This is a genomic window from Streptomyces sp. NBC_00207 (assembly GCF_045160965.1).
In the GTDB taxonomy this organism is placed as follows: Bacteria; Actinomycetota; Actinomycetes; order Streptomycetales; family Streptomycetaceae; genus Streptomyces.
In genome coordinates, this window is the sequence record NZ_CP130715.1 from 7,209,775 (window position 1) to 7,235,427 (window position 25,653).

The 25,653-nt window shown below is 72.8% G+C and carries 22 protein-coding genes; 12 read left to right on the plus strand and 10 right to left on the minus strand.

Annotated features, from left to right (window positions below; all coding sequences use genetic code 11):
• The first annotated feature begins 81 nt into the window (after positions 1–81).
• The 10 genes from OG472_RS33550 (at position 82) to OG472_RS33595 (ending at position 10,676) form a co-directional block, all read left to right on the plus strand.
• On the plus strand, positions 82–1,032 hold the full coding sequence (locus tag OG472_RS33550) for an AIR synthase-related protein (RefSeq protein WP_405832626.1): 951 nt from the start codon (positions 82–84) through the stop codon (positions 1,030–1,032).
• Between the two features lie 167 nt (positions 1,033–1,199).
• Positions 1,200–1,799: a DapH/DapD/GlmU-related protein gene (locus OG472_RS33555; protein WP_383570283.1), complete on the plus strand. Its 600-nt coding sequence runs from the start codon at positions 1,200–1,202 to the stop codon at positions 1,797–1,799.
• Positions 1,800–2,206: 407 nt separating this feature from the next.
• Positions 2,207–3,376, plus strand: coding sequence for a hypothetical protein (locus OG472_RS33560; RefSeq protein ID WP_405832628.1), 1,170 nt, complete (start codon positions 2,207–2,209; stop codon positions 3,374–3,376).
• Entirely contained in the window at positions 3,373–4,143 is a 771-nt protein-coding gene (locus tag OG472_RS33565; RefSeq protein WP_401612519.1) for a WecB/TagA/CpsF family glycosyltransferase, read from the plus strand. Before OG472_RS33560 ends, OG472_RS33565 begins: the two co-directional genes overlap by 4 nt.
• Positions 4,143–5,399 (plus strand): nucleotide sugar dehydrogenase, encoded by a 1,257-nt coding sequence (locus OG472_RS33570; protein ID WP_401612516.1) that lies wholly within the window; start codon positions 4,143–4,145, stop codon positions 5,397–5,399. The genes OG472_RS33565 and OG472_RS33570 overlap by 1 nt, the downstream gene beginning before the upstream one ends.
• A 4-nt stretch (positions 5,400–5,403) precedes the next feature.
• On the plus strand, positions 5,404–6,549 hold the full coding sequence (gene wecB, locus OG472_RS33575) for a non-hydrolyzing UDP-N-acetylglucosamine 2-epimerase (RefSeq protein ID WP_401612513.1): 1,146 nt from the start codon (positions 5,404–5,406) through the stop codon (positions 6,547–6,549).
• Positions 6,550–6,571: 22 nt separating this feature from the next.
• Positions 6,572–7,330: a chain length determinant protein gene (locus tag OG472_RS33580; protein ID WP_405832632.1), complete on the plus strand. Its 759-nt coding sequence runs from the start codon at positions 6,572–6,574 to the stop codon at positions 7,328–7,330.
• Positions 7,327–8,778 carry an oligosaccharide flippase family protein gene (locus OG472_RS33585; protein ID WP_405942359.1) on the plus strand — a complete coding sequence of 484 codons (1,452 nt, stop codon included), beginning with the start codon at positions 7,327–7,329 and terminating at the stop codon, positions 8,776–8,778. The genes OG472_RS33580 and OG472_RS33585 overlap by 4 nt, the downstream gene beginning before the upstream one ends.
• A gap of 4 nt (positions 8,779–8,782) precedes the next feature.
• Positions 8,783–9,859 (plus strand): hypothetical protein, encoded by a 1,077-nt coding sequence (locus OG472_RS33590; RefSeq protein ID WP_405832634.1) that lies wholly within the window; start codon positions 8,783–8,785, stop codon positions 9,857–9,859.
• Positions 9,860–9,872: 13 nt separating this feature from the next.
• Positions 9,873–10,676 (plus strand): glycosyltransferase family 2 protein, encoded by an 804-nt coding sequence (locus OG472_RS33595; RefSeq protein ID WP_405832635.1) that lies wholly within the window; start codon positions 9,873–9,875, stop codon positions 10,674–10,676.
• On the opposite strand, the gene OG472_RS33600 is transcribed toward OG472_RS33595, so the two are convergent.
• Both OG472_RS33600 and OG472_RS33605 read right to left on the minus strand, forming a co-directional pair.
• Positions 10,673–11,140 carry a cupin domain-containing protein gene (locus OG472_RS33600; protein WP_405832636.1) on the minus strand — a complete coding sequence of 156 codons (468 nt, stop codon included), beginning with the start codon at positions 11,138–11,140 and terminating at the stop codon, positions 10,673–10,675. The genes OG472_RS33595 and OG472_RS33600 overlap by 4 nt on opposite strands.
• A gap of 51 nt (positions 11,141–11,191) precedes the next feature.
• On the minus strand, positions 11,192–12,382 hold the full coding sequence (locus tag OG472_RS33605; protein ID WP_405832638.1) for an amidohydrolase family protein: 1,191 nt from the start codon (positions 12,380–12,382) through the stop codon (positions 11,192–11,194).
• Between the two features lie 181 nt (positions 12,383–12,563).
• Between OG472_RS33605 and OG472_RS33610 the strand changes: the two genes are divergently transcribed.
• Complete coding sequence (locus tag OG472_RS33610) at positions 12,564–13,487, plus strand: sigma-70 family RNA polymerase sigma factor (protein ID WP_405832640.1); 924 nt, start codon at positions 12,564–12,566, stop codon at positions 13,485–13,487.
• A gap of 15 nt (positions 13,488–13,502) precedes the next feature.
• On the opposite strand, the gene OG472_RS33615 is transcribed toward OG472_RS33610, so the two are convergent.
• Positions 13,503–14,474 (minus strand): glycosyltransferase, encoded by a 972-nt coding sequence (locus OG472_RS33615; RefSeq protein WP_405832641.1) that lies wholly within the window; start codon positions 14,472–14,474, stop codon positions 13,503–13,505.
• Positions 14,420–16,441, minus strand: a complete 2,022-nt coding sequence (locus tag OG472_RS33620; RefSeq protein WP_405832643.1) for an O-antigen ligase family protein — start codon at positions 16,439–16,441, stop codon at positions 14,420–14,422. Before OG472_RS33620 ends, OG472_RS33615 begins: the two co-directional genes overlap by 55 nt.
• Positions 16,442–16,521: 80 nt before the next feature.
• Between OG472_RS33620 and OG472_RS33625 the strand changes: the two genes are divergently transcribed.
• Positions 16,522–17,286 carry a hypothetical protein gene (locus OG472_RS33625; protein ID WP_405942360.1) on the plus strand — a complete coding sequence of 255 codons (765 nt, stop codon included), beginning with the start codon at positions 16,522–16,524 and terminating at the stop codon, positions 17,284–17,286.
• On the opposite strand, the gene OG472_RS33630 is transcribed toward OG472_RS33625, so the two are convergent.
• Genes OG472_RS33630 through OG472_RS33655 form a run of 6 tightly spaced genes read right to left on the minus strand, consistent with a single transcriptional unit; the run spans position 17,199 to position 25,643 of the window.
• Complete coding sequence (locus tag OG472_RS33630) at positions 17,199–18,248, minus strand: glycosyltransferase family 2 protein (RefSeq protein WP_405832645.1); 1,050 nt, start codon at positions 18,246–18,248, stop codon at positions 17,199–17,201. The two genes, OG472_RS33625 and OG472_RS33630, sit on opposite strands and share 88 nt — an antisense overlap.
• Positions 18,245–21,550: a DUF4082 domain-containing protein gene (locus tag OG472_RS33635; RefSeq protein ID WP_405832647.1), complete on the minus strand. Its 3,306-nt coding sequence runs from the start codon at positions 21,548–21,550 to the stop codon at positions 18,245–18,247. Before OG472_RS33635 ends, OG472_RS33630 begins: the two co-directional genes overlap by 4 nt.
• A 34-nt stretch (positions 21,551–21,584) precedes the next feature.
• Complete coding sequence (locus OG472_RS33640; protein ID WP_401612479.1) at positions 21,585–22,700, minus strand: DegT/DnrJ/EryC1/StrS family aminotransferase; 1,116 nt, start codon at positions 22,698–22,700, stop codon at positions 21,585–21,587.
• Positions 22,697–23,464, minus strand: a complete 768-nt coding sequence (locus tag OG472_RS33645; RefSeq protein WP_401612476.1) for a NeuD/PglB/VioB family sugar acetyltransferase — start codon at positions 23,462–23,464, stop codon at positions 22,697–22,699. Before OG472_RS33645 ends, OG472_RS33640 begins: the two co-directional genes overlap by 4 nt.
• Positions 23,461–24,618: a DegT/DnrJ/EryC1/StrS family aminotransferase gene (locus OG472_RS33650; RefSeq protein ID WP_401612473.1), complete on the minus strand. Its 1,158-nt coding sequence runs from the start codon at positions 24,616–24,618 to the stop codon at positions 23,461–23,463. Before OG472_RS33650 ends, OG472_RS33645 begins: the two co-directional genes overlap by 4 nt.
• A complete protein-coding gene (locus OG472_RS33655) occupies positions 24,615–25,643 on the minus strand; it encodes an NAD-dependent epimerase/dehydratase family protein (RefSeq protein ID WP_405832649.1) in 1,029 nt (342 codons plus the stop codon). Before OG472_RS33655 ends, OG472_RS33650 begins: the two co-directional genes overlap by 4 nt.
• Positions 25,644–25,653 lie beyond the last annotated feature (10 nt).

Below are 25,653 nucleotides of genomic sequence, written 5' to 3' on the forward strand. Positions count from 1 at the left end.
CGTTCGGGTGACACGGGTATGCGGGACCCCGCAGGCGCAGGATGATGGGACGATCAAGGCTCGCGGGCATCGGGGGATGGCGTGACGTACACACAGGGGTGGGAAGCGGCCCAGGTCGGTTTCGGTCCGGGGGTACGGGCCCTGATCGAGGAAGAGCTCCTCCCGGACCGGAGCGTCATCGTCCGGACCGGCACGTACGTCGTCGACCCGCCCTTCTTCGGCAACGGCGACATCGGACGGGTCGCCGTCTGCGGAGCCGTCAACGAACTGGCCGTCACCGGCGCCGAACCCCGGCACATCGCCCTCGGCATCGTGCTGGAGGCCGGGCTGCCGCTGGAGCTGGTGCACAGGCTCACCGCTTCGGTGCGCTCCGCCGCCGCCGAGGCCGGGGTCACGATCGCGGCCGTCGACACCCAGGTCGTCCGCGCGGGAGAGGCCGACCGGGTCTTCGTCACCGCGACCGTCTTCGGAGTGGCGGTCCCCGGGGCACCGGCCCTGGACCTCGACTCGGTCCGGCCGGGCGACCGCATCCTGGTGACCGGGCCGCTGGGCAGCCACGCCGCCCACCTGGTCTCGCTGCGCGACGGCCTCGGGTACGAGCACCACGTGCCCAGCGACTGCGCCCCGCTCGGCGGCCTGCTGCGGGCGGTGGGCGCGGACCTCCACCACGCCCGCACGGTGGTCGCGGGAGGCCTGGCGGAGGTGCTGCGCCAGTGCGCCGCGGGCCGGGGCCTGACGCTGTGCGTCGAGGAGGCCGCCCTGCCCGTGCGGTACGAGGCCCGGGTGGCCCTCGGGGCCCGCGGCCTGGCCCCCCTGGACGCGGCCTGCGCCGGCTGCCTCTGCCTGTTCGTCCCGCCGGAGCGCACCGCCCGGGTCCTGGCGGCGCTGCGCGCCCACCCCTACGGCCGTCAGTCCGCCGTCGTCGGAGAGGTCACGGCCGACCCGATGGGCGGCGTGGAGTTCCGGGCCCCCGACGGCCGCCTCCACACGCGCACCGTCCCGGCCGGCTCCGTCCCCGAACGCCTCCTCTGACCGTCCCGGCGGCAGGGCGCGGCAGGGCGTGAAACCGGCCAAATCCTGTTTCCGGACGGTTGGTTGATCAACCGGTGGGGTGACCCGGCGGCGCATATGCTCGGCCCGTACGGACGTGCGTGCGTCCGTACGTCCGAATGCCTCGCGAACCGTAAGGGGACCGCGCCGTGAGTGTCCGCATCCAACCCTCCTCCCAGGTCGACGAGAGCGCCGAGCTCGGTGAGGGGACCACGATCTGGGATCTGGCGCAGATACGGGAGGACGCCCGGCTCGGACGCGGGTGCATCGTGGGGCGCGGGGCGTACGTCGGGCCCGGCGTGCGGATCGGGAACCACGTGAAGCTCCAGAACTACGCGCTCGTATACGAGCCGGCCGAGCTCGGCGACGGGGTGTTCATCGGTCCGGCGGCCGTCCTCACCAACGACTTCTACCCCCGCGCGGTCGAACCCGACGGCCGGCTCAAGCGCGACGGCGACTGGGAGCCCGCCGGGGTCGTGGTCGCCGAGGGGGCCTCGCTGGGGGCCCGCTCGGTGTGCGTCGCCGGGGTGCGGGTCGGACGCTGGGCACTGGTCGCGGCCGGCGCGGTCGTGTCGAAGGACGTACCGGACTTCGCGCTCGTGGCGGGTGTGCCGGCGCGGCGGATCGGCTGGGTGGGCCGGGCCGGTGTCCGTCTGGTGGAGCGCGCGGGCGAGCCCGGCGTATGGGAGTGCCCGCGCACCGGCGCGCTGCACGACGAGAAGGACGGCACGCTCCTCGAGCGAACCTGACGGAACGTCGGCAAACTGCGTCATCGGCATTTCCTCAAAACCGCAATCAACGAACATCCGTGGGCATACCTTGTCCCTGTATACGGGATCTGAGCACGCAACAGACCGTGCTCAGTGGGGGGTTGTAACACGACGAGGGCATCGCTGGCAGTGTGACGGCCGGCGCGGACACCACGCGCCTGCCGGCACTGCCGATCACGCATGCTCCAGTCCGAGGCATCGCTGGGGGGTCCAGACGCAGCCTTCGGACGGCTCGTGCCACCGGTGGGACGACACCGGCGGCACGGGCGTCGCCGTCACGCGCAATCCCCCTCCGAGGAACGATCAGAGGGGGTAGGTGTCTTGGTGCCGTACGGCTCGGACATACGGAGTGCGCGGAGCACCCGGGGAGTCGGGGTGGGGACCCGATGACCAGCACACGATTAGGAGCACTGGCCGGCGAGGACCTGCCGCTGCACGCCCTCGCCGAGCGGCTGCTCGCCCTCGCCGAGGCGGGACTTCCCCCGATGTACCTGCCGGACGCCGAGACCTTCGTGTTCACCAGGGCGGGGACCGTCTCACCCGACGGCACCCGCCGCATGGAGCCGCGGGGGACCAGCACCCGGTACGCGGCCATCACCGCGCTGGGCGCCCGGTTCCTGCCCGAGGACCGCCAGCGGGCCCTGTTCGGCGGGCGCTCCGCCGGGGAGTTCGCGGGACTGCTCGTGGAGCGGCTGCCGGGGGTGGTGAACCTCGGCGACGCGGCACTCATCGCCTGGGCCGCCGCCGAGACCGGCCACCCGAAGCTGTCCGACGCCCTCGAACGGGTGGCGGCACTGGACGTGTCCGGACGGCCGCAGTACACGGTCGAGGCCGCCTGGGTGCTCTCCGCCCTCACCGCCGCGCGCGGCGCGGTGGACGTGGAGGAGCGCCTCGCGGCTGCCCGCACCCGGCTGCTCGCGGCCAGGGCGGGCGACAGCCCGCTCTTCCCGCACGCCACCGGGCCGGGGCTGGTACCCGGATACCGCTCCCACGTGGCCTGCTTCGCCGACCAGACCTATCCGCTCCAGGCACTGGCCCGGCTGCACGCGAGCGGCGACGACCCGGAGGCCCTCGCCGCCGCCGACGCCTGCGCCGCCCGCATCTGCGCCCTGCAGGGGGACGGCGGCCAGTGGTGGTGGCACTACGACGCCCGCCGCGGCGGCGTGATCGAGGGCTACCCGGTCTACAGCGTCCACCAGCACGCCATGGCCCCGACCGCGCTGCTCGACCTGGCCGACGCGGGCGGCACCGACTTCGGCGCGGCCGTCCGCAAGGGCCTGCGCTGGATGACCGACGTGCCCGAACTCGCCGGTCCCACCGGGACCCCGCGGGAGCCGATGATCCGCGAGGACTTCGGCGTCACCTGGCGCAAGGTCTACCGCGGCGACCCGAAGAAGGCCGTCCGCGCCGCCCGCGGGCTCACCACCCGGGTCGTGCCCGGCGCGCGGCTCACCCCGCTGGACCGGATCTTCCGGCCCCTCGCGGTGGACCGCGAATGCCGCCCGTACGAGTTCGGCTGGATGCTCTTCGCCTGGCTCGGGGGGCTGCCGAGATGACCCGACGGCCCACCCTCTTCGGGATCGCGCTCGATCCCCTGACCATGGACGAGACCGTCCAGCGCTGCCTCGACGCGGTGCGGCGCGGTGAACAGATCGAGATCGGCATGGTCAACGCCGCCAAGCTGGTCAACATGCGGCGCGATCCCCGCCTCGCCGAGGCGGTCGCCGGCTGCGACCTCGTCCTGGCCGACGGCCAGGCGGTGGTCTGGGCCGGCCGCGTCCTGGGCGTCCGGCTGCCCGAACGGGTCGCGGGCATCGACCTGTTCATGCGGCTGCTCGCGGCGGCCGAGGTGGCGGACATCCCCGTCTACCTGCTCGGCGCCGAACAGTCCGTCCTGGAACTGATGCTCCGGCAGATCTCCGAACGCTTCCCCGGACTGCGGGTGGCCGGCAGCCGCAACGGCTACTTCGCCGACTCCGACCAGGAGCCGATCGCCGACGGGGTCGCGGACAGCGGCGCCCGGATGCTGTTCCTCGGCATGACCTCGCCCAAGAAGGAGATCTTCACCGCGGGCTACGGCAAGCGCACCGGCGCCCACGTCGTCCACGGGGTCGGCGGCTCCTTCGACATCCTCGCCGGCATCACCAAGAGGGCCCCGCTGGTCTGGCAGCGGATGGGACTCGAATGGTTCTACCGCACCCTCCAGGAGCCGCGCCGTCTCGGCAAGCGCTACCTCACCACCAACGCCGCCTTCCTGGCCATGACGGTCCGGGAGCTCATCCACCGCACACCGTCTGCCGGTTCCGCGAACAGGAGTCACTGATGCGCGTCGTCGTCGTGGGACAGGGATACGTCGGACTTCCGCTCGCCATAAGGGCCGCCGAGGTCGGACACCAGGTGATCGGGTACGACGTCGACGCGCGGCGGGTCAAGAGCCTCGCCGCCGGCGAATCGTACGTGGAGGACGTCTCCTCCGAACGGCTGAACCGGGCGCTGGCCAACGGCACCTACCGCCCGAGCGAACTGGCCCGGGACTGCGGCGGCTTCGACGTCGCCGTCGTCACCGTGCCCACCCCCTTACAGGACGGGGCCCCCGACCTGCGCTACATCGAGGAGTCGGCGCACACCCTGGCCCGCTTCCTGCGCCCGGGCGCGACCGTCGTCCTGGAGTCCACCACCTACCCGGGCACCACCGAGGAGCTCTTCGCTCCGATCCTGGAGGACGGCTCCGGGCTCACCGCGGGAGAGGACTTCCACCTCGGCTACAGCCCCGAGCGCATCGACCCCGGCAACACCGTCTGGGGCTTCCAGCAGACCCCCAAGGTGGTCTCCGGAGTCGACGCCCGCTCCCTCAAGGCCGTCGAGGCCTTCTACGGGGAACTCGTCGACACCACGGTCCCGGTCCGCTCGCCCAAGGAGGCCGAGCTGGCGAAACTGCTGGAGAACACCTTCCGGCACGTGAACATCGCGCTGGTCAACGAGATAGCGATGTTCGCCCGCCACCTCGACATCGACGTCTGGCAGGCCATCGAGGCGGCCTCCAGCAAGCCCTTCGGCTTCATGAAGTTCACCCCCGGCCCGGGCGTCGGCGGCCACTGCCTGCCGATCGACCCCTCGTACCTGAACTGGCGGGTGCAGCGCGAACTCGGCCAGAACTTCCGCTTCGTCGAGCTCGCCAACGACATCAACAACCACATGCCCGAGTACGTGACCCGCCGCGTGATCGACGCGCTCAACAGCAAGCGCCGCTCGGTCAACGGCTCCAAGGTCCTGCTGCTGGGACTCGCGTACAAGAAGAACACCGGCGACGCGCGGGAGTCGCCCGCCGTCCGCATCGCCGAACTCCTCCTCGACATGGGGGCCAAGGTCCGCGCCGTCGACCCCCACGTCGTGGAGAGCATCAAGGTCGACGCCCGGCTCGTCCGGGTCGAGCCGACCCGCAAGGAGGTGGCGGCCGCCGACGTGGTCGTCCTGCTCACCGACCACGACTCCTTCGACTACCAGATGATCGCGGAGCACGCCTCCTTCGTCCTCGACACCCGCAACCGCATGACCGGACCGAAGGTGGAGGTGCTCTGACCCCATGACCAGGATCGTCTGCGTGGCCGGGGCCCGGCCCAACTACATGAAGATCAAACCGGTGATGGACGCACTGGAGCGCCGCGGCGCCGAGGTGATCCTCGTCCACACCGGACAGCACTACGACGAGTCCATGAACGACGTGTTCTTCCGCGACCTCGGCATCCGCCCGCCCGACCGGTACCTGGGTGCCGGATCCGGCACCCACGCCCAGCAGACCGGGCGGGTGATGGCCGCCTTCGAGCCGCTGCTCGAAGAACTGGCCCCGGACGCGGTGGTGGTGGTCGGCGACATCAACTCCACCCTCGCCTGCGCCCTGGTCACCGCGAAGGCCGGCCCGCTGCTGGCCCACGTGGAGTCCGGCCTGCGCAGCCGGGACTGGAGCATGCCGGAGGAGGTCAACCGGGTCGCCACCGACCGGCTCAGCGACTACCTGCTGGCCCCCTCGCCCGACGCGGCCGCGAACCTGCGGGCGGAGGGCTACCGGGAGGACCAGATCCACGTCGTGGGCAACGTCATGATCGACACCCTCCTCGCCAATCTGGACCGGGCCAGGAAGTCGGACGTCCTGGACCGGTACGGACTCACCCGCGGCGGATACGGCCTGGTCACCCTGCACCGGCCGGCCAACGTCGACGACCCCGCCGCCCTGCGCGGCCTGCTCAAGGCGCTGGGCGAGATCGCCGACCGCTGCCCGCTGCTGCTGCCCGTGCACCCGCGGGCCGCCGAACGGCTCGCGGAACTGGGGGTACCCGGCGGGATCAGGCTCGTACCGGCCGCCGGATACCTCGACTTCATCGCCCTGCAGGACTCCGCGCGCCTGGTGCTCACCGACTCCGGCGGCGTCCAGGAGGAGACCACCGCCCTGGGCGTGCCCTGTGTGACCCTCCGGGAGAACACCGAGCGCCCCATCACCGTCGAGGAGGGCACCAACGTCCTCGCGGGCACGGATCCGGACCGCATCACGGCCACCGTGAACCGGGTGCTCGACCATCCGCCCGCGCCGCGCTGCCCCGAACTCTGGGACGGCCGGGCGAGCGAGCGCATCGCCGCGGTCCTGCTCGACGGCCCGCCCGCGCACACCCGGCCGCGCCCGACCGACCTCGTCCCGCGCGGGGCGGCGGCCACCGATCCACAGCACGTGCTGTAAACGCAATTCGAAGGGGAAGACCATGGATCTCGCGGAGATCTGGCGGGTCATGCGCAGACGCTGGTACGTGCTGCTGCCCGGACTGCTGATCACGGCGGCGCTCACCGCCGCCGTGTACCTGCTGGTCCCGGTGGAGTACCGCTCGCAGAGCACGGTCACGCTGCTGAACTCGGAGAAGGCCACGGTGGCCTTCGACGGCAACCCCTTCCTGAGCACCCAGGCCTCGCTCACCGGGATGGCCGACGGTCTGGCCCGCAACCTCAACTCCGACGGCGCCAAGGCCGACCTCAAGTCCCTGGGCGTCACCGGCGTGCACGAGGCGAAGATCGCCGACAACGCGCTCGGCCCCTACATGTGGCTGAGCGTCGTCGGGACCGACCCGGCCGCCGTGCTGAAGTCGGACGAGATCCTCACCACCTACGCGGAGAAGCGGCTGCTGGAGTTCCAGAGCCAGCAGTCGGTGGCACCCAACGCCATGATCCGGATGTCGACGATCGTGCCTCCCCAGAAGCCGGAGGCACAGACCAAGGCCAGGCTCCAGTTCCTGGTCATGGCGGGCGCGCTGGGCTTCGTACTCAGCCTGGTGGCCACCTTCTTCGTGGAGGCCCGCAAGCGGCAGCGGTCGTCGCCCGGCAGGCACCGGCCCGCCCCCGGCGAGGGCGGCGAGGCCGGCGGACCTGCCGCGGACGACGCCGGTGACCCGACGGCCACCCTGCGCATGACCGTCGCCCACCCGGCCGACTCCGGGGCGGCCGGCTCCCGTTCGGCCGGATCGCCGTGACCGCCGCCGGAACGGACACCGGGACCGCCCCGGCGGCGGCGCCGTCGCTCGGGCGGAAGGTCGGCTCGGCCGCCCGGTGGAGCCTGATCAACACCGTGGTCATGCGCCTCGGCAACTTCGTGACCGGGATCATCCTGGCCCGCTTCTTCCTCGGGCCCGAGGCCTGGGGCGTCTACGGGATCGCGCAGACGGTGCTGCTGGTCCTGCTCTCCGCGAACGAACTCGGCGTCTCGCTCGCGATCATCCGCTGGGAGGGCGACCCGCGCCGCTTCGCCCCGACCGTCCTCACCCTGAGCGCCCTGTCCAGCTGCCTGCTGTACGCGGTGCTGTTCGCGACGGCCCCCGCCGTGGCCGACGTACTCGGCTCGCCAGAGGCCTCCGGCGTCCTGCGGGTCATGTGCCTGGTCGTGGTCCTCGACGGCCTGTCCCAGGTGCCCGCGGGCTTCCTCACCCGCGCGTTCGCGCAGGGCCGGCGGATGGCCGTCGACGCGGTCAACTTCGTGCTCAGCACCACGGTGACCCTGCTGCTGGCCGTCCAGGGCCACGGCGCGATGAGCTTCGCCTGGGGCGCCGTCGTCGGCAGCGCGGGCGCGCTCATCGGCTGCTGCCTCGCGGCCCCCGGCACCCTGCGGTTCGGCTGGGACCGGGAACAGGCCCGGGCCCTGCTCCGCTTCGGACTGCCGCTCGCCGGGGCCAGCCTGCTCGCCCTCGGCGTCGCCAACGTGCCGCCCATGGTGGTGGGTTCGACCCTGGACCAGCTGGCTCTCGGCTTCTACGTGCTCGCGTTCAACATCTCCGGCTGGCCCGTACGGATCGTCTCCGAGGCGGCCCGCCGGGTCTCCTTCGCCGGATTCTCCCGGCTCGCCGAGTCCCCGAAGGCGCTGGCCGACGGGTTCGGCCGCGCCCTCGCCGTCCTCGTGACGGTCACCGTCCCGCTCTGCGTGCTGCTGGCCGGCCTCGCCGGACCGATCGTGGAGCTCGTCTACGGCGAGCGCTGGGGGCCCGCCGCCCGCGCCCTGCCCTGGCTGATGGCACTCGGCCTGATCCGCATCGGCTGCGAACTCGCCTACGACTGCCTGGTGGCCATCGGCCGGCGCCGCTCGCTGATCGCCGTCCAGGGAATATGGCTGCTCCTCCTGATCCCGGTCCTCGTGGCCGGCGCCCGCACCGGCGGGATCGCGGGGGTGGCACTGGGCCAGGTCCTGGTCGCCGCGGTCGTCGTGGTGCCGGTGTACCTGGTCGCCCTGCACCGCGGCGGCATCCGGTTCGCCGTCGTCGCCCGGGCCTGCGCCTGGCCCCTGCTCGGCGGGGCCGTGATGGCGGCGGCGGTCCTCGGCCTGGAGCGGTTCCTCGGCGACGGAGTGCTCGCGCTCCTGGCGACCGGGACCGCCGGCACGCTCGTCTACGGGCTGTGCGTCCTGCCCAGCCGCTCGTTACTCCGGGGGTAGCACCGTGACACCGCACCGAAGGCGGCTGGGGGCGTGGCTGCTCGCCGGCGTCGTGCTGGCCGTCGTACTGACCCTCTACCAGGCGGACCGCACCGGCGTCGGCGAGCACGCCGCCGCGCCGTCCGCGACACCGACCGCGGCCCCCTCCGGGACGGACGCGCCCGCGCCCACCGCCACGCCGAGCCCCTCGGCCACACCCTCCCCGACGCCGTCACCGGGCACGGCCGAACCGTCGCCCTCCACCTCCGCCCCCGCCTCCGCGTGCGCCTCGCCCGGCGCCTGCGGATTCCCCGACGCGGGCAGCACCGGCCCGCGGATCGACCTGGAACGGCACGACACGGGGAACATGTCGGTCAAGAAGGACGGCACGGTCATCAAGGGCTGGGACATCCGCGGCTCGCTCGACATCTACGCCAACGACGTCACCGTCATCGACAGCAGGATCACCTCCACCAACTGGTGGGGGATCAACCTGCGCCCCGGGTTCAGCGGACTGAAGGTCCTGCACACCACCATCACCGCCGTGCCCGGCAAGGGCCCCGACAACGGCGGGGTGAACTACGCCGTCTCCAACATGGGCGGCAGCTCCATCGAGGTCGGCTGGTGCGACATCTCGGTCTTCGGCAACGCCCTGTCCATGGGCCAGGGGGAGCTGCACGACAACTACGTGCACGACCTCGTCGCGTTCCGCAACCAGGGCGGTGAATGGCAGCACACCGACGCCGTCATCAGCGGGGGCGGCAACAAGGGCCGGCTGATCCTGCGCCACAACACCCTGCTGAACTCCACCCCGGTGGACCGGGGAGCCACCGCGGCCGTCGGCCTGTTCGCCGACACCGGGGTCGTCTCCTCCGTCGTCGTCGACGGCAACTGGCTGGCCGGGGGAGCGTACGCGCTCTACGGCGGCGGCCCGGGCGCCACCGGCATCCAGGTCACCGACAACGTCTTCTCCACCCAGTACCACCCGGCCGCCGGAGCCTACGGCCCGGTCGCCGCCTGGAACGCGGGCGGCGCCGGGAACGTGTGGAAGGGCAACCGCATGTCCGACGGCCGGCCCGTCACCCCCGAACCCACCAGCTGACGACGGAGAGTCCATGATGCGCCGGATCGCACGGGCCCCCTGGGAGCTCCTCAAGCGGGCCTTCGGCTGGCTGGTGCTCTTCGAGGCCCGCAACAAGCTCCTGCTCTTCCCCTCCGCCGTGCGGCTGCGGCGCTTCGAGGACGCCGAGGCCGCACGCCTCGCCGCCCTCCTGGGCCGGCCCCCGGCCGCGCTCGTCGCCACCGTCATCCCCACCCACCGGCGCCCCGGGGGGCTGGGCGCGGCGGTCCGCTCGGCGCTGGCGCAGACCGTCACCGACCAGGTGGTCATCGTCGTCGACGACGGCGCCGGACTGCCCGAACTGCCCACGGACCCCCGGCTGTTCGCGGTCTCCCTGGCCCGCAACACCGCCACCGCCGGCATCGTCCGCAACGTGGGCATCCGCCTCACCCGCTCCCGGTACGTGGCCTTCCTGGACGACGACAACCTCTGGGAGCCCGACCACCTGGAGCAGGCCCTGGCGGTGCTGGAGCCCTCCGGCGGCCCCGACGCCGTCTACACCGCGCTGCGCAGGGTGCTGCCCGACGGCACCGAACGGGACGTCCTGTCGGTGCCCTTCGACCGCCGCCGCGCCGCCCACGAGGCCTTCCTGGACACCAACGCCTTCGTGGCGCGGCGCAACCGGTCCCTGTACTTCAGCCGGCTGCGCCGCACCCCCGAGGTGCTGCCCCGCGAGGACTGGGAGCTCGTCCGCCGCTACGCCCGCCGTCACGAGGTCCGCCACCTGCCCCGCCCCACCGTCCGCTACCTGGTCAACCCGGCCAGCTTCTGGACCCGTTGGGACGGATCGGCGGGCTAGGGCGCCGTTTCCTCGTACGTGATGCCGTGCCGCCCGGCGATCCGGTTCAGCCGGGCCGGGTCCAGCCGGCCGTCGACAGTGAGCCGCGGCCCGGCCTCGATCATGTCCTCGACGAAGCATTCCCAGCCGCCCGGCGAGGAGATCTGCAGCACCCGCGGCGGCCGGCCGCGGCCGGGACGCAGCGCGTGCGGCACACCGCGGGGGAGCAGCACGAACTGTCCGGCGGTCAGGGTGTGGGTGCGGCCCCCGGTGTCCACGAGGAGCTCGCCGTCGAGCACGTACACGCTCTCGTCCGCGACATGGTGGGTGTGGCGCGGGATCTCCCGGGCCAGCACCACCTCGAGGAGGGAGAAGCGCCCTTCGGTGTCCTCCGTGGCCGCCTTCACCGAGAAGGCCGCCGGCAGCGGGATCCGGCCCGGCCGGGCCTCTCCCGCAGCGAGGAGGACGAAGCGTTCGTTGAGCACGGGTGTGGTCCTTTCCTGGAACGGTGGGGGAAGACGCGCAGGGGCCCGGGCTCAGCGGGCCTGCCGGAGCCCGCGGCGCCAGACGGCGGCGATCGAGCCGAGGGCCGAGACCTCGCGCGTGGGGTCGCCCTCCACGAGCAGCAGGTCCGCGCGCATCCCCGGGGCGATCCGGCCGCGGTCGGCCAGCCCGAAGTGGCGGGCCGGCAGGGCGGTAGCGGCGGTCAGTGCCTCCTGCGGGCGCAGGCCGCCGTCCTGGGTGAGCAGCGCCAGTTCCCGGTGGAGACCCGCGCCGTGGGCGGGCGTGAACGGGGTGGCGTCGGTTCCGGCGAGCAGCGGGACGCCCGCCTCGCGCAGCGCGCGGAGCGCGCCGACGGCGGCCGGGTACCGGCCCGGGGGCACGCAGGCCGCCGCGCCGGACGCCTGGGCGTCGACCGCCTCGAAGTACGCGAGCGTGGACACGACGAACACGCCCTGGTCGCGCACGCGCCGGGCGAGGCGTCCGGAGGCCGGGTCCTCCGGCGCGAGGTCCGCCCACACATGGGCGAGCCCGTCCACCCCCGCGTCGAGCGCGGTGACCACGTCGGCGGCGGTGACGGCGTGCGCGACGACGCGGAGCCCGGCCGCCCGGGCGGCCCGGGTGAGGGCGCCCGCGACTTCCGGGGACATGACGGGGAGGCCGGTGCCGTGCACCGTCCCGTCGTCGATGACGACCTTGAGGAAGTCGCTTCCCTCGGCGAGCCGCGCCTTCACGAAGTCCGGGGCCCGCTCCGGATCGGTCACGAACTCGATCTCCGTCACGTCCTCCGGGGCGAGCAGCGTGCCGGTCAGCGCGGCGATGAGCTGGGTCGGATGTCCGCCGGGTGCGGTCGCCACCGTGCCGGCGCTGCGCAGATCGGCCACGTCGTCGCGGTCGGCCGCGAGCTGCCGGTGCCGGGCGAGCGGGCGCGGCAGGCAGAACATGTCGAGCTCGGTCGTGACCCCGTGGCGCAGGGCCTCGGCGAGGCTGCCGTCGAAGACGTGGGTGTGCGCGTCGATCAGCCCCGGCAGCAGGGTCCTGCCCCTGCCGTCGACCTCGGCCTCGGCGGGCCCGGCCGCCGCCTCCGCGCCGCCGGGGCCGATCGCGGCGCCGGCCCCCGCCGGTGCGGAGACCGCCGCGACGAGGCCGTCCTCCAGGATCACGTCCCGGACACCGGCACTGCGCTCGCCGTCGAAGACGCGGACGCCGTGGATCCGTGTACGCATGAAAGGTCCTCCTCCTGCGCGCCGGGCAGGCCCTTCCTCCCCGGACTCCACCACAGAGGGCGAACCCGGCCCGGGCTGTGACATCGCGGCAGGCCGTCGTGACGCGGCTCACATCCGGGCCGTTCCGTGTCACACTCCCGGCCCGGCGGACCTCTTCGGTCACGGCAGACAAGGAGGACGTATGAGCGCCACGCCGCCGCCCCACCCGATCGACTCCGTCACCGACCGGTTCCTCGGCCATCGCGAACTGCTCTTCTCGGTCGTCTACAACATGCTGGGCACGGTCGCCGACACCGAGGACGCCCTCCAGGACGTGTGGCTGGCCTGGTCGGCCCGGCACCGCAGGCCCGGTGCCGAGCCCGTGGAGAACGCCCGCGCGTACCTCGTGCGGATCGCCGTGAACCGGGCGCTCGCCCGGCGGGCCGAAATGAGCCGCCGTCAGGAGACGTACGTGGGCACGTGGTTGCCCGAGCCGCTGGCGGCCGTCGACGATCACGCGGCCGAGGGGGCCGAGCGGGCCGAGGCGCTGTCGATGGCACTGCTCGTCGTCCTGGAGACGCTGTCCCCGCTGGAACGCGCCGTGTTCGTCCTGCACGAGGTGTTCGGATTCGCGCACCCGGAGATCGCGCGGATCCTGGACCGCTCGCCGACGGCCGTCCGCCAGCTCGCCACCCGTGCGCGCCGCCACGTGCACGCCCGCCGGCCCCGGCACCGGCCCGAGGCGGACCTGCACGCCCGGGTCACCGAGCGGTTCGCCGTGGCCGCGCTCGGCGGGGACCTGCGGACGCTCCTCGAACTCCTCGCACCCGACGTGACGCTCTGGACCGACGGCGGAGGCAAGGGCCCTGCGGTCAGCCTCCACCCCGTCCACGGCCGCGACGGCGTCGCCGCCGTGTTCATGGCCGTCGCGCGCGCCCTGCCGGCGACGGGTATCGACCTCCGCTACCGCCGGGTGGCCGGCGACCCCGGAGCCCTCGTCTTCGCCCACGGCAGCCCGCTCGCCGTCGTCGTGGTGGACCTGAGCCCCGAAGGGGACCGGATCACCGGCGTTTTCTCGGTCACCAACCCTGACAAACTCACCGGAATCCGCCCGCCCGCCCCCTGAAACGGCCCGGGGCCGTCACGGCCCGGGGGTGGCCCGCAGCGCGGACGGGCTGGCCAGGGCGCGGGCCGCCGCCAGGCTGGCGGGGCGGCCGAGGACGGCCCGCGAGGTCTCCCGCAGCAGGACCGCCGCCCGGAAGGCGGCCGTCGCCGCCGCCCCGTGCCGGCGCCCGTAGAGCCTCACCCGGTTGAGCGTCAGCAGGGTCCACAGGCGCGGCGAGACCTGTGAGTCCCCGCCGAGATGGGTGGCCGCGGCCGCCGGCTCCAGCCGGGTGACGAAACCCCGGTCCCGGGCCCGCAGGCAGTACTCGGTCTCCTCCGAGTACAGGAAGAAGGACTCGTCCCAGGCCCCGCAGGCGTCCAGGCACTCCCGGGACAGGGCCATCAGCGCGCCGGTGGCCCAGTCGGCGACCGTCGCCCGCTCGTACGCGGCCGGGTCGGTGACCAGTTCGCTCCAGCGCGGGAACCGGCCGGCCCGGCGGTTGCCGATCACCGCCTCGCCGAGCGCCCGGGTCACCCGCGACTCGCGGCGCAGCGAGTGCAGGAGCGTCCGGCCGTCCTCCTCGTACAGCAGCGGGACGCTGATCCCGACCCGGCCGCCGCCGGGCGCCGCGGCGCCGAGCGCGTCCACGAGCAGCGCGGCGCAGCCCCGCCGCATCCGCACGTCCGGATTGCACACCAGGGCCGCCCGGAAGCCGCCCTCCCACTCGGCGGCGGCGCCCAGAGCGGCGTTCACCCCGGCGGCGTACCCGGCGTTGCGGCCCGTCTGGACGACCGTCGCCTCCGGGGCCAGGGAGCGGATCAGGTCCACGGTGCCGTCGGCCGAGTCGTTGTCGGCGACGACCAGGCGCCAGTCGAGCCCGGCCATCCCCTCCGGCAGCGAGGCGAGGAAGGCGGGGAGCACCGCAGCGCTGTTCCAGGTGACGACGAGGACGGCTATCGGGCCGGAGCCGGGGAGGGGCTGAGGAGAGGCTGGTCGGCGGGAAGACATGGGAACTCCACGGATCGGGGCTTCGGCGCCGCGCGCCGGATGAAGCCGAGGTAGCTGCCTCCGGCGGCGATCGTCAGGAAGAACATCCCGGCGAACATCGGGAAGCTGAGTGCGTCGAAGGTGGCGCTGACGACCAGGGCGACGACGGCGGAGGCGAAGAACGCCTGCCCGAGCTCCCGGTCGGACTCGCCGACGGCCAGCCGGCGGATCGCCCCGCCCTGGTGGATGCCGGTGAGGAAGAGGAACAGGAGCGCGAACAGCCCCAGGAAGCCCATCTCGGCGAGGGTCAGCATGTACTGGTTGTCGGTGAAGAAGTACAGCTCGGGAATGAAGGTGCCCAGACCCCGGCCGGCGAACGGGCGCTCGTCCAGGTAGGGAACGATCGCGCTGTACTTGACCGTACGGGCCTGGGTACTGCTGTCGGAGTTCGTCAGGAAGGACGCGAACAGCGCCGTGATGGTGCCGATCAGCCCCGGGATGATGACCTTGAAGCAGGCCACCGCCCCCAGCAGCACACCGATCGCGCTCCACCTCCGCTGCGGCTTCCAGCGCGGCACCATCACCAGGATCACGAGCAGCGCCCCGATGATCGAGGTGCGCGACACGGTCAGCGGCAGCGCGCCGCCCATCAGCACCACCGGCCCCCAGCGGCGCCACGCCCGCAGGTGCCTGCGCACCGGATCGAAGGCCTGCTGCACGGCGAAGGGCAGCAGCAGCGCCAGCATCCCGCCGAACTCCAGCGGCTGCGCCGTGGTGGACCGGGGCCGGGTGAACGCCCCGCGGTCCAGGGTCGCGATCTGCGGGACGCTCGACTGCAGCCCCGGGATGCTGATGCTGTCGGCGATGTTCGTCGCGGTGAAGAAGTCGTAGAACCCGACGGCGGCCACGATCGTCCCCATCACCACGGCCCGCCGCAGCAGTACGTCCAGGCGCGAGCGGTCCTGGATGCCGGCGGAGACCAGCACCACCAGCGACACCCACACCAGCAGGGCGATCAGTCCGCGGTCCGCGCCGAGCAGCTCCTTGCGCACGCTCCCGCGGCCCGCGTTCGCGATGTAGGAGGCCAGCACCGACACGGCCAGCAGCCACATGGCGACCCGGGGCAGCCGGGTCCCGGGAGCCGGCCGGATCCGGCCGGTGAGCCAGGTCGCGAGGTACCAGAACAGGGCCAGCAGGGCGAACACGTTGGCCGGGGTGCCCACCCCGCCCAGGCCCGGCAGCGTCAGGTTCGACGGGATGAAGAAGGCAAGCGCCAGATACCCGGTGAGCAGCGCGGTGGCGTCCACGTGCCGGCCCCGGGACCTGCGCCGGGCGGCCCGGCCCCGCGCGGTGGCCTCGGCGGAGCTCTCGCGCCTGCGGCGGCGGGCCGCCAGCAGGGCGTCCGTCACGAAGGAGAGGGTGAACCCGCTGCTGACGCCGAGGATGAGGACCCCCAGCACCTGCTGGTAGCGGCTCTTGAGCTGCGGCACCGGGGTCTGCGGCAGCACCACGGGCGCGGTCTGCACCATGTACGCGGGCTGGACCTTGGCCGCCGCCTGCAGCGCGTTGAGCTGCTCACCGGCGAAGGCCGTCAGTGTGTTCGTCTCCTCCAGCACCTTCCCCCGGTCGGTGCCCGTGACCGTCAGCGTCAGCAGCGGGCCCGAGGTGTTCGCGGCGAAGCCGACGGTGTACGGATCGGTCACGCCCAGGCTGTGCAGGTCGCGGGCGGCGTCGGCCCCGGACAGCGTCCTGATCAGCACGTCCGCGGTGACGACCAGGGTGCCGCCCGCGTTGGATATGGGATTGCCGAAGGCGGGCGGCAGCTGGGAGGCCGCGTTGGAGTCGAGCAGCGCCACCGAGCTCTGCGACTGGTACGCCACCGGCACCGACCGGTACAGGTGCAGCGCCGCCAGCAGGCTGAACAGGATCGCCGGCACGATCACGTACCAGCGCCGGCGCAGCACCGCGCCCATTTCACGAATGCTCACGAACACCCCTGCCGGGTAGCGGATTTGATGGCGGACCTACCCGGGTCCTGCAAAGATCGGTCATGAAGGAAAGGAACCCCGTGTCGCCTGGTGAGTTGGTCCGTGCGCTGCGTCGGCGCTGGTACGTCCTGGTCGTGGCGGTGCTGCTCGCGGCCGCCGGCGCGGCGGCGGTGCTGCGGCCCGAACCGGTCTACTTCAGCTCGGCGATCGTGGTGCTCAAGCCGCCGGTGACCAGCACCCAGCCGAACCAGCTCGCGAACCTCCAGCCGCCGCTCGCCGCCGTCTCCTACGGGGTGGTGCAGCAGCTGGACTCGCCCGCCGGAGCGGCCGAGCTCAAGGCCGCGGGAGTCACCGGCACCTACCGGATGACACCGCGCAACAGCGGTACCAGCGTCACCCCGCGCCACCTGATCCCCTCGCTCCAGATCCAGGTGGAGCACTCCGACCCCGCAGCGGCCGACGCCTCCGTACGGAAGATCATCGAGGCCTACACCCGGCACCTGACCGAACTCCAGACGCAGCAGGGCATCCCGGCCGGGGCACGGATGAGCGTGGACCTCCTGGTGCAGCCGCACGCGGCCGCGCGGACCGGTGACCGGGTGCGCGCCCTGGCCGGAGTGGCCCTGCTGACCGCGGTCGGCGGTGTGGCCGCGGCCCTGTGGACCGACCGCCTCCTGACACGCCGGAACCGGCGCCGGCGCGAGAGCGCCGACGCCGGTCCGCAGGACCCGCCGGAAGAACCGGTGGAGACGGGACATCAGATCCCTCGGCGCTTCCACGACCGCCACCACAGCCACTCGCGCCCCCGGTCGGCGACGGCCGACAGCACCAGCGGCTGGAGGTAGGGCATCACGCGCGGACCGATCCGCCGGCGCCTGCGCAGTGCCCGGTACTCGGCCAGCGAGGTGTGGCCGCCGGGAAGGCACTCGGCGGCGAACTCCACGAGCTCGTCGACCGGTACCACCGCCGTGCGTCCCCGGTCGTACGCCCGGTAGGCACGCCGCAGCGCGTACCGGGCGAGCCGGGTGCGCGCCGCCAGCGCCAGCCGGTCGGCATCGGGCAGCAGGCCGGCGCACTTGTCGAGCACCGAGTCGAAGGCGACCAGGCGCTGGCGCAGGTCGTCGAGCTGTCCGCCGAAGTCCGTGGTGGACATGTTGTTGCCGTGGACCCGGTAGAAGGCCTGGTCGGCCCCCTGGACGTAGCCCACGTCGGCGTGGGCCGCGAGCCGCATCCACATCTCGATGTCGCCGGCGTGCGGCAGTTCGGGATCGTAGCCGCCGACCTTGCGCTGGAGGCTGGTGCGGACGACCACCTCGGGTGAGGTGATGCATCCGGTGCCCTCCCGGAACCGCCGCTCCAGCCACCACTGCCCGGGGTAGACGACCGACCCCGTGCTGTGGGTGCGGGCCGCGGGCAGCGGGCCGCCGTGCTGGAAGCGCAGCGGCCGGCCGTAGGCGAAACCGGCCTCCGGATGTGCGTCGAGCAGGGCGGCGGCGCGCACCAGCGCCCCGGGGACCAGCCGGTCGTCGGCCGAGAGCAGGGCGACGTAGTCCCCGTCCGCCCACTCCAGCAGGCCTTCGTTGTAGGTGGCGATGTGCCCCTGGTTCTGCTCGTGGACCACGACCTCGATCCGCGGGTCGGCGGCCGCCAGGGCGCGCGCCACCTCCGCCGAGTCGTCGGGGGACGCGTCGTCGATGATCAGCACCCGGACGTCGACGCCCTCCTGCTCGTCGAGGACGCTCTTGACGCAGTCGGCCAGGAAGTGGCCGTACTTGTAGCAGGGGATCACCACGCTGACCGTGCTCACTGGCCGGCCACCTCCGTGGAGCCGTCCGACTGGATGCCGTTCGGCAGGGTGGTGGTGAAGATCGGCCCGACCCAGTAGTTCACCGAACCGAAGGTGTTCGTGGGGAACGTGGTGGTCGCGCCGTACTTGTAGAGGCCGTTGGCGCCGCCCGATCCGTCGGCCGGTGCGACCAGCGGGTAGGAGCGGTGCGCTCCGGTGAAGTAGCCGCCGTCCACGGAGTAGTTGCCGTTGGGTGCGTGGTAGGAGGCCACGTACGAGGTGCCGGCGGTGACGGGCACCGGAGTGGCGAACTTGAGCTGCTGCCAGCCGGTCAGGGTCTCGCTGCCGAAGGTTCCGGTGGCGAGCAGGGTGCCGTCGGCGGCCCAGAGGCTGCCGGTGTGGGCGCCGGTGTTGCCGGGGCCCTTGTAGAAGGTGACACCGGTGACGTAGCCGTTCACCGCGGACTGGAAGCGGGTGCCCAGTTCCACGGAGTTGGCGTCGTCCACCACGTTGGCGGTGGTCGGTGTGGCGGTGTTCGGCCAGAGGGCGCAGGGGCAGTTCACGGTGGGCGGGTTGGGGCTGGTGGTGAAGTTCCACGTGACCGGTGCGGTCATCGCGTTGCCCCACAGGTCGCTCGCCTGGACCGACAGGGTGTAGGTCGAGTTCAGGGCGAGTTCGCTGGACGGCGTGAAGGTCGCGCTGTTGGCCGCGCCCATCACCTTCGTACCCGGGATGTTGGCTCCCCCGGAGTCCTTCAGGGTGAACACCAGGGTGTCGGAGTCGATGGCCGTGGAGAAGGTGGCCGACGCCGAGGCCGTGATCTGGGTGCCGGTCGCCGCGGACTGCGGCGAGGTGGAGGTGACGGTGGGCGGTGTGGTGCTCGCGGCCGAGGTGTCCAGAACCGCGTCGACCCAGTAGTTGCTGCCGTTCGCGGCCGTGTTCGGGAAGCCGCCCGTCGCGCTGTAGCGGTAGACGCCGTTGCCGCCGTCGGTGCCGCTCTTGAGTGCGGTGAGCGGGGCGAGACCCGCGGAGCCGGAGGCGAAGGTGTTGTCGAAGGAGTACCCGCCGTGCGGCGCGAAGTAGGAGGCGACGTACGTGGTGTTCGCCTTGACCGGTACCGGAGTGGCGAAGTTCAGCTGCTGCCAGCCCGAAGCCGTCTCGTTGGTGAACGTGCCCGTGGCCAGGCGCTGGCCGGTGGAGCTCCACAGGCTGCCGGTGTGCGTGCCCGTGTTGGCCGGGGACTTGTAGAAGCGGACCCCGGTGATCGAACCGGCCGCCGTGGTGCGGATCTTCACGCCGAGCTCCACCGAGCTGCCGTCACCCGCGTTCACGGTCCCCGGTACCGCGGCCGCGGGCCATACGGTGCAGGGGCACTGCTGGGGGCCGACGGTGAGCGGCACGGTGGTGACGGCGCCGATGTTGACGCTGTCGTCCACCGCGCGGACCTTGATCTGCACGGAGCCGGGAGCGGTCGGCGTCCAGGTGTAGCTCCAGGTTCCGACGCCGGTGGTCGCCTTCCAGGTGGTTCCGCCGTCCGTGGAGACCTCCACGCGGGCCACCACGCCGCCGCCGCTGTCGGCCGCCGTGCCGGTGACGGTCACGGGCCGCAGGGCCGGCACGGTGGCGCCGGAGGCGGGGCTCGCCACGCTGACGGTCGGCCCGGTGGCGTCGGTGGACGCCGTGGCCGGGACCAGATTGCCCTGCAGGCTCTTGGGCTGCACCCCCATGTCCGCGAAGACGTTGACGGTGGCCTGCTGCATCCGCTTGTCCTCGGTGACCACCGCGTCGTCCGGGTTGCCCGTCGGCATGTTGGTCAGGCCCCACGACCACTGCACCGTGCCCGTGCCGAACACCAGCGCGTGCGAGGTCGGGTCGCGGAAGGCGACCAGGCTGTGCGTTGCGGTGCCGTTCCCGTAGGTGTTGCCGTAGTCCAGCCGGTACTTGCCGTCCTCGATGTCCACGGTGGTGGAGGACATCTTGATCTGCCCCGGAGGCCGCGCCGCGTCCTCGATGTCGGAGTCCCACTCGTAGCCGAGCGTTCCGGTCGGGAAGGTCGCGGTCTGCGAGGGGGTCAGGTTCGCGACGGTGGTGTTGCGCCACAGCCGCATCTTGGCGAACGCGCCCGGCACGGTGATCGCGTCCGCCCGGTAGCCGTTCACCGTGAACAGCGTTCCGGTCAGCTGGTTCTGGGGCTGGTACGGACGCCCGTTGGTGGCGCTGGCCGGGTCCATGAAGGTGCCCGTCCAGGTACCGCTCGGGTCGGGAACGCCGTTGGGCACCGGGAAGGACAGCTTGGTCTCCTTGTAGCAGACCAGTGTCCGGTTGGCGGTGTTGGCGCCGTCGATGCTCGGCGCCAGCCGGGTCTTCCAGAAGATCTCGTTCCCGGCGAAGTACGTCTGGTGCTGACCGGCACGCCGGGCGTTCAGGGCGTTGGTGAACTGCTCCTGCGTCCAGTACTCGTCGTGCCCCGAAGACATGAACACCTTGTGGTTCTGCATCAGCGAGGCGCCGCGCACCGACATGTCGATCCCGGACATGTAGCTGACGTCGTAGCCGTTGCGCTCCAGCCACGAGATCATCTGGTACTCGGAGCCGTAGATCCCGTTCTCCCCGCCGATGTCCATCGGACGGTTGTAACTCACCTCGTAGGCACGCCCGTCCGGTGCGGGACCGCCGCCGTCGTAGAGGTCCTGGCCGCCGTAGTTGTTGTAGGCCTGCCAGGTCTGGTCGCTCGTCTGCACCAGGATGTCGGAGTGGCTGGAGTCGTTGCGGACGACGAACGGGTACGGCATCAGGCCGTTGCCGTCCGCCTGGTCAAAGTTGGCGATGTACAGGCCGGAGACGGCGTCGGACGGCACGCTCCACGTCGCCGTCACGGGCCAGTTGCCGCAGTCGACCAGACCGGTCGACGCCTTGGTCGTGCAGTTCTTCGGGTTCGCGCCCTGGGCGTAGTTGGCCGGGTAGGTCTGGGCGGCCTGGGCCTCCGTCGACAGCAGCCGGGCGCCGTTGCCCCCGTAGTGGCCCAGCCGGTAGACCGAGACGCGGTAGGGGGAGGGGGACTGGACCTTGAACTGCACGGTGTCGCCGGCCTGGACGCTCATCTGGGCACTGAAGCCCTTGATGTCGCCCCAGGCGCTGGGCGCGAACCAGTCCGACATCGGTGTGCCCGGCTTGGAGTTCTCGCAGACGACGGCGTTCGACGTCGGACCGCAGGGGTCGGCGGCACCGGCCACCGAGGCCGGTGAGAGAACCGTGGCCAGCAGGGTGGCGACCACGGTGAAAAGACCGTACCGAAACCGGAGCAGCCTTCTCCGCTTGTTCATCTGTACCTCATTTGTTTGCGTGAACCGGGAGGCGTCAGCGCAGGGCGCCGCTGAGCGCGTCCACGACCCGCTGCTGCTGGGCGGCGGTGATCTGCGGGAAGAGGGGGAGGGAGAGCATCCGGTCCGCGGCCTCCTCGGCGTGCGGGAAGGCGCCTCGGCCGTGCCCGAGGTGGGCGAAGGCCGGCGTGAGGTGGACCGGGGCCGGATAGTGCACGCCCGCGCCGATGCCCTCCGCGTTGAGCTTGCCGACGACGGCGTCGCGGTCCGCTCCGGCGACCCGTACGACGTACAGGTGCCACACGTGGACATTGCCCTCCGCGGTGACCGGCAGGGTGACCCGGCCGGCCGCCGCGAGCTCGCCGAGCAGGGCGTCGTAGCGGGCGGCCGCGGTCCGGCGGGCCGCGTTCCCCTCCGCCAGCCGGGCCAGCTTCGCCCGCAGGACCACGGCCTGCAGCCCGTCCAGCCGGCTGTTGAAACCCGCCACGTCGTGCCGGTACTTGGCGACGCCGCCGTGGTTCGCCAGGGCCCGGACCAGGTCCGCGCTCTCCTCGTCGTCGGTCACCACCGCGCCCGCGTCGCCGTACGCGCCCAGGTTCTTGCCCGGGTAGAAGCTGGTCGCCGCGATCCCGCCGCTGCCGGGGGAGCGGCCGTCGCGGGTCGCGCCCTGGCTCTGCGCGGCGTCCTCGACGATCCGTACGTGCGCCGGCAGCTGCGCGGTCAGCTCCGCGGTGGCGGCGCACTGCCCGTACAGGTGGACCGGGACCACCGCGCGGGTGGCCTTCCCGACCGCGTCCAGCGCGGCCCGCTGGTCCATCAGCAGCGTGTCGGGGAGGCAGTCCACCAGCACCGGCCGGGCCCCGATGCGGGCCACGGCGCCCGCGGTGGCGATGAAGGTGTTGGCGGGCAGCACCACCTCGTCGCCCACCCCGACCCCGCTGGCCCGCAGCGCCAGTTCGAGGGCGTCGGTGCCGTTGGCGACGCCCACGCAGTGCCCGACCCCGGCGAAGTCGGCGTACTCGCGCTCGAACGCGCGGACCTCCTCACCGCCGATGAAGGCGGTGTTCGCGAGGACACGGTCGAATCCGGCCCGTAATTCCCCGGCTACCTCGGCGTGCGCCGCCTTCAGGTCCACGAGCGGTATCTGGTTCATGCGACTGGGCTCTCCATCCGTGTCCCCGGCCACCGGCCGGCCGTCTCACCATCGGTCCGCAGCTCGTCGAGCGCCGCAGCGCCCGCCGCGCGCAGCCGGCGGGCCGGGCTCCCGGCCCACACCTCACCGGGCGGCACATCGGCCAGGACCGTGCTTCCCATACCGGTCAGCGACCAGGCGCCGACCGTCGTGTACTCGCGGACCAGCGAGCCCGCACCCACATAGGCCCCCCGGCCCAGCCGCACCCCGCCGCCGAGGCGCACCCCCGAGGCGAGGGTGGCGAAGTCCCCGACCGCGTCGTCGTGGGTGAGGACCACCTGAGGCATCACCGCCACGTGCGACCCCACCCGGACGGCGGCGGTCAGCACGCAGTGCGCGAGCAGCACCGAGCCCGCGCCGAGCATCGAGGACCCCGACACCACGGCCGTGGGGTGGACCACGGTCGCGTAGCGGTTCACGGGCAGCCCCAGGCGCCGCACCACGCGGGCGCGTACGGCGTAGTCGCGCGGGCTGCCCACGCAGACCACCACCCGGGCGGCCCCCAGCTCGTGCACCCGCTCGCTGCCGCCCAGCACCGGCACCCCGTCCACGTCCCGGCCCTCCAGAGCCGGGTCGTCGTCGAGGTGTCCGATGAGCCGCCACCGCGGCGGAAGGCCCCGTGCCACGTCGGCGGCGGCCACGTCCCGGACCGCCTGGGCGGTCTCCCGGGCGAACCCGCCCGCGCCGACGATCAGCAGGTCCTCGGTGCCCCGCGGCCCGTTCATCCGCCGGCCTGTTCCCGCAGCACCGTCACCACCCGGTCCTGCTGGTCGTCCGTCATCGTGTGGAACAGCGGCAGGATCAGCGAGTCGCGGCTGATCCGCTCGGTCACCGGCAGCGGCGCCGCGCCGTGGCCCGCGTACGCCGGCTCCAGGTGCGAGGCCATGATCCCGCGCCGGGCCGAGATCCCCGCCTCGGAGAGCGCCGCGAGCAGATCGTCCCGGCCGACCGGGAAGTCCTCGGCCGGCAGCACCCAGTACGACTGGAAGTTGCCCTGGCCGTGAGCGGGGTCCCGGACCGGGGTGATCCCCGGCACGTCGCGCAGCAGCTCCCCGTACCGGGCGGCCAGGGACCGGCGCCGGGCGACGATCTCGTCCAGCTTGCGGAGCTGCACCAGGCCGACCGCCGCCTGGATGTCGGTCATCCGGTAGTTGTAGCCGACCTCCAGATAGCTCTCGACGATCGGCTTGCTGCTCGCGTGCCGCTGAGCCGCGGACACGTTCATCCCGTGCTCGCGCAGCCGGCGCAGCCGCTCCGCCCACTGCGCGTCGTCCGTGGTCAGCATGCCGCCCTCGCCGGTGGTGATCACCTTGCGGGGGTGGAAGGACCAGGCGGCGAGCAGTGCGCCGTGACCGACGGACTTGCCGCCGACCGTCGCCCCGATGCCGCAGGCGGCGTCCTCCACCAGGGCGACGTCCCAGTCGGCGCACGCCGCGCGCAGCGCGTGCACGTCCGCGGGCACCCCGCCCTGGTGGACGGCGAGCACCGCCTTCGTCCGGGGCGTGCGGACCGCGTCCACGGTGGCCGGGGTGAGGTTGCCGGTGGCCTCCTCGACGTCCGCGAACACCGGTTGCGCGCCCACGTAGCGGACCGCGTTGGCCGTGGCGATGAAGGACAGGGAGGGGACGATCACCTCGTCGCCCGGGCCCAGGTCCAGCGCGATGAGGGCCAGGTGCAGGGCGGTGGTGCACGAACTCACCGCTATGCCGTGCTCGGCGCCCACCCGCTCCGCGAAGGCCCGCTCGAACTCGGCGACCCGCGGGCCCTGCGCCACCCAGCCGGAGAGCACCGCGTCGGCGGCGGCCTTCGCCTCCTCCTCGCCCAGCCACGGCACCATGACCGGGACGCGGGCGGGCGGTACGGGATCCTGCGCGCTCATCGGCCGGCCTTCCCGGCCGCGGTGTCAGCCGCTGCCGCCGCCGATGCCGCCGCGGCGTCGGCGGCGCGCTCGGCCCGCCACCAGTCCACCAGGTCCCGCAGCCCGCTGCGCAGGTCGATCCCGGCGGTGAAGCCGAGCCGCTCCGCGGCCTGCGCGGTGTCCGCGAGCCGGCGGGTCACGCCGTTCACGGCACGGGCCGGACCGTGCTCCGGCACCAGGCCGTCCGCGCCCATCGCCTCCAGCAGGCCGTTCGCCAGCTCCAGCAGGCTGGTCTCGGTCCCGCTCGCGATGTTGAACACCTCGTCGGTCAGGTCCGATTCGGCGGCCAGCAGGTTGGCGCGCGCGATGTCCCGCACGTCGACGAAGTCCATGGTCTGGAGGCCGTCTCCGAGGATCAGCGGCGGCTCGCCCGAGGCGATGCGCTCCATCCAGCGGATCAGCACCTCGGTGTAGAGCCCGTGGATGTCCATCCGCGGCCCGTACACGTTGAAGTAGCGCAGGGCGACGTAGTCCAGCCCGTACATGGAGTGGAAGCTGCGCAGCATCCCCTCGTTGAAGGCCTTCGCGGCGCCGTAGAAGGTGTCGTTGTTGTACGGGTGGTGGCGCTCGGTCGTCGGGAACTGCTCGGCCAGTCCGTAGACCGAGGCCGAGGACGAGGCGATCACCTTGCCCACGCCTGCGGCGGCCGCCGACTCCAGCACGTTGAACGTGCCGTCCACCATCACCTCGTTCGCCAGCCGCGGCTCCTCCGCGCACTGGGTGATCCGGATGGCCGCCAGGTGGAACACCAGCTCGGCGCCCTCCGTCACCTTGCGCACCGCGGCCAGGTCGCGGATGTCCCCCTCGACGACCTCCACCACGCCGCTCGGCAGGGAGCGGGCCAGGTTGGCCGTCCGCCCCCGCACGAAGTTGTCGAGCACCACGACCTCGCGTGCCCCGTTGTCCACCAGCAGGTCCACCAGGTGCGAGCCGATGGTGCCCGCCCCGCCGGTGACCAGAATCCTCTTGCCTCGTACGCTGCTCAACGCCCTGCCC

Excerpts from the sequence above, each read along its gene's own strand:
- OG472_RS33595 (WP_405832635.1), top strand. The coding sequence starts at position 9,873 with ATGATGCGCCGGATCGCACGGGCCCCCTGGGAGCTCCTCAAGCGGGCC.
- OG472_RS33560 (WP_405832628.1), top strand. The coding sequence starts at position 2,207 with ATGACCAGCACACGATTAGGAGCACTGGCCGGCGAGGACCTGCCGCTG.
- OG472_RS33640 (WP_401612479.1), bottom strand. The coding sequence starts at position 22,700 with ATGAACCAGATACCGCTCGTGGACCTGAAGGCGGCGCACGCCGAGGTA.
- wecB (WP_401612513.1), top strand. The coding sequence starts at position 5,404 with ATGACCAGGATCGTCTGCGTGGCCGGGGCCCGGCCCAACTACATGAAG.
- OG472_RS33570 (WP_401612516.1), top strand. The coding sequence starts at position 4,143 with ATGCGCGTCGTCGTCGTGGGACAGGGATACGTCGGACTTCCGCTCGCC.
- OG472_RS33650 (WP_401612473.1), bottom strand. The coding sequence starts at position 24,618 with ATGAGCGCGCAGGATCCCGTACCGCCCGCCCGCGTCCCGGTCATGGTG.
- OG472_RS33580 (WP_405832632.1), top strand. The coding sequence starts at position 6,572 with ATGGATCTCGCGGAGATCTGGCGGGTCATGCGCAGACGCTGGTACGTG.
- OG472_RS33645 (WP_401612476.1), bottom strand. The coding sequence starts at position 23,464 with ATGAACGGGCCGCGGGGCACCGAGGACCTGCTGATCGTCGGCGCGGGC.
- OG472_RS33610 (WP_405832640.1), top strand. The coding sequence starts at position 12,564 with ATGAGCGCCACGCCGCCGCCCCACCCGATCGACTCCGTCACCGACCGG.
- OG472_RS33635 (WP_405832647.1), bottom strand. The coding sequence starts at position 21,550 with ATGAACAAGCGGAGAAGGCTGCTCCGGTTTCGGTACGGTCTTTTCACC.
- OG472_RS33605 (WP_405832638.1), bottom strand. The coding sequence starts at position 12,382 with ATGCGTACACGGATCCACGGCGTCCGCGTCTTCGACGGCGAGCGCAGT.
- OG472_RS33565 (WP_401612519.1), top strand. The coding sequence starts at position 3,373 with ATGACCCGACGGCCCACCCTCTTCGGGATCGCGCTCGATCCCCTGACC.
- OG472_RS33615 (WP_405832641.1), bottom strand. The coding sequence starts at position 14,474 with ATGTCTTCCCGCCGACCAGCCTCTCCTCAGCCCCTCCCCGGCTCCGGC.